Origin of the sequence: Morganella sp. HMSC11D09, from assembly GCF_001807955.1 — a bacterium.
GTDB lineage: Bacteria > Pseudomonadota > Gammaproteobacteria > Enterobacterales > Enterobacteriaceae > Morganella > Morganella morganii.
The window spans coordinates 1-1,785 of sequence record NZ_KV791638.1 but is presented as its reverse complement, the minus strand read 5'-3'; the positions used below and the strand labels follow the sequence as shown (position 1 = coordinate 1,785).

Sequence of the window (1,785 nt, the reverse complement as noted above, 5' to 3'; positions counted from 1 at the left end):
GGTCAAGACTGACAACCACCAGGTTTTTTTCACTGATAAGGTGCTTTAATTTCTGCCAGCCGTCCTCATCCATGCGTGAAAGGCGATCAACCTGCTCGATGAGAATAATGTCACCGGGCGCAGCGTCATCAAGTAACCGTAAAAGTTCCGGCCGCTGAAGTGATGCTCCGGAAATATTTTCGGTGTACCAACTGGCCATCCGGAATCCCTTTTCTTCCACAAAAGCTTTCATCCTGTTTTTTGCCCGGTGAGCATCCTGCTCTTTTGTTGATGCGCGGAGGTAACCGTGAATGTACATTTCTCACCCGTTTGTGACACTTAAATGATGATCTTAATATACGTGACAGATAAGTAATGATCCAATGGAAAAATGGCAGTATTTCAGGTTATGACGCTGGGGTATACTTAAATGCCCCCTTAAGAGCTAATGGACAAGTGAATACCTTGACAAAAAGTCACTTATAAGTGACAATTGGTTATCAAATAAACAGAGGATTAACCCAGCCATGCCTTATACGGCAAAGCGATACCAGACAGAAAATGGTGAAGTTCCGTTCACCGACTGGATGAAAAAACTCAGACGTAAAGATCAGACGGCTGCATTAAAAGTGGATACAAGAATAGCCAGGGCTATGGGCGGGAATTTCGGAGATCACAAATTTGAAAGAGACGGTGTCTGGGAGTTGCGTATTGATTATGGACCTGGATACAGGATTTACTATTCTATTGAAAATAAAGAAATTATCCTCCTTTTAGTCGGTGGGGATAAAAAAACACAATCGGCAGATTTAGATAAAGCGATTATTTATTTGCAGGATTTCAAAAAGAGGTCAAAAAAATGACTACATTTAAAAAACCAGAAAAATATTTGGGTGATTCAGATTATCCGGCAGCGATTGATCACAACACAGCTATGATTGAAGAACTTCGTGCAGATCCGGAATACGCTAATGCCTATATTGCTAATGCGCTTGAGGAAATTAATGAACCCGGTGGTCTTGGAGGATTTCTTGTCGCTTTACGTCAGGTTATTGATGCCAGAGGGGGGATTTCCGAAGCTGCAAAAAAATCAGGACTTGCGCGGCAGAGTATCTACCGCGCATTATCGGAAAAGGGAAATCCGACTATCACAACACTAGCCCAACTGGCAGCAGTGGCCGGATTACAATTAACACTAAGTAAATCTAATCATTGAACAGTAGCCCGTCTGCGGCGGAACCCGAGAATCTGTAAGCCTATGGTTACCCCCGGATTCAACTTAAAAGAGAATGAAACGATTGAAAATTATCGCTGACTATCAAACCGTTGCTGAGCGGGCAGCCAGAGCAGAACGGACAGAAAACTTTAATCAGGCGTCAGTTTTGTGGCATGAAGCCTGGTTGCTGGCAAGATCTCCCATCAACCGCGAATGGTGCGAAGTACGATCTCAGTTGTGCAGTAATTTTTTGAATCGCCGAACTGACCGCCGTCAGAGCCTGTAATAGGGTTTGATGGCCAATGGAACAAAAACGCACGTTAATGAGATAACCCATTGTTTAAATTATAATTCATACATTACGGAAATTTCGACGGTTCCGGCGTAGAACCCCCTAAAAGAGAGCTGTTATCTGATATAGGTTCGAGTGCAAAAAAAGAATGTGGGTGTAAGGAAAATCAATTAAACTATGCAAATTATTTGGCTTATGAGTAATTAACGATGGATTTGAGTAGCTTTAGTTTTATTTACAATGATCAGTATTTAAATTGGGCTTTTTCTGGGATAGGTTTAACTGTTATGGCTGGTTT

General features: G+C 42.1%; 4 protein-coding genes. 3 read left to right on the top strand and 1 reads right to left on the bottom strand.

The window, feature by feature from the left end; all coding sequences use genetic code 11:
- On the bottom strand, positions 1 to 298 hold a 298-nt coding region (locus HMPREF3119_RS00320), incomplete at its 3' end, for a recombinase family protein (protein ID WP_168162266.1).
- Between the two features lie 208 nt (positions 299 to 506).
- Between HMPREF3119_RS00320 and HMPREF3119_RS00315 the strand changes: the two genes are divergently transcribed.
- The 3 genes from HMPREF3119_RS00315 (at position 507) to HMPREF3119_RS19010 (ending at position 1,481) form a co-directional block, all read left to right on the top strand.
- Entirely contained in the window at positions 507 to 842 is a 336-nt protein-coding gene (locus HMPREF3119_RS00315) for a type II toxin-antitoxin system RelE/ParE family toxin (protein WP_070577920.1), read from the top strand.
- Positions 839 to 1,195: a helix-turn-helix domain-containing transcriptional regulator gene (locus tag HMPREF3119_RS00310; protein WP_070577917.1), complete on the top strand. Its 357-nt coding sequence runs from the start codon at positions 839 to 841 to the stop codon at positions 1,193 to 1,195. Before HMPREF3119_RS00315 ends, HMPREF3119_RS00310 begins: the two co-directional genes overlap by 4 nt.
- A 73-nt stretch (positions 1,196 to 1,268) precedes the next feature.
- Positions 1,269 to 1,481: an ANR family transcriptional regulator gene (locus tag HMPREF3119_RS19010; protein ID WP_139144820.1), complete on the top strand. Its 213-nt coding sequence runs from the start codon at positions 1,269 to 1,271 to the stop codon at positions 1,479 to 1,481.
- The last annotated feature ends 304 nt before the right edge of the window (positions 1,482 to 1,785 follow it).

Bases quoted from the DNA above. Each gene is read 5' to 3' on its own strand.
- HMPREF3119_RS00315 (WP_070577920.1), top strand. From the start codon at position 507: ATGCCTTATACGGCAAAGCGATACCAGACAGAAAATGGTGAAGTTCCG.
- HMPREF3119_RS19010 (WP_139144820.1), top strand. From the start codon at position 1,269: ATGAAACGATTGAAAATTATCGCTGACTATCAAACCGTTGCTGAGCGG.
- HMPREF3119_RS00310 (WP_070577917.1), top strand. From the start codon at position 839: ATGACTACATTTAAAAAACCAGAAAAATATTTGGGTGATTCAGATTAT.